Source organism: Pseudoduganella sp. OTU4001, assembly GCF_038440195.1.
Classification (GTDB): domain Bacteria; phylum Pseudomonadota; class Gammaproteobacteria; order Burkholderiales; family Burkholderiaceae_D; genus Rugamonas.
On the sequence record NZ_JASATG010000080.1, the window covers coordinates 1 to 441 of the forward strand.

1 protein-coding gene is annotated in these 441 nt (G+C 57.1%); it reads left to right on the top strand.

What is annotated here, in order from left to right; translation table 11 throughout:
- A partial coding sequence (locus AAHE99_RS26710; protein ID WP_342120993.1) for an RNA-guided endonuclease InsQ/TnpB family protein occupies nt 1-426 on the top strand: 426 nt, incomplete at its 5' end.
- Nucleotides 427-441 lie beyond the last annotated feature (15 nt).

A 441-nucleotide genomic window follows, 5' to 3' on the forward strand; every position in this document is an offset into this window, starting at 1 on the left:
GCGATCGTTTGCATCGAGGATTTGCAGATAAAGAACATGACCAGGACAGCCCAGGGTACGCTGCAGCGGCAAGGTAGGCTGGTTGGCCGGAAACGTGGGTTGAACCGCAGCATCCTGGACCAAGGGTGGTATGAATTCAGGCGCCAGCTGACTTATAAGCTGGCCTGGCATGGTGCTGTACTAGTGGCGGTGCCTCCGCACCATACCAGCCAGACTTGCCCACATTGCGCTTATGTGTCGCCATTGAACCGGCGTACGCAAGCGGATTTCGAGTGTGTCGCATGTGGACACAAACAACATGCTGACGTAGTGGGCGCAAGAAACATCCTAGAGCGGGGACTCCGCTTGTTAGCCTGTGGAGAGCCGGTGCAGCGAGGCCACTCTGTGAAGCAGGAACCCGCCGAAGCGACTCGCAAATATTGCTAGCGCCGTAGGAATCCT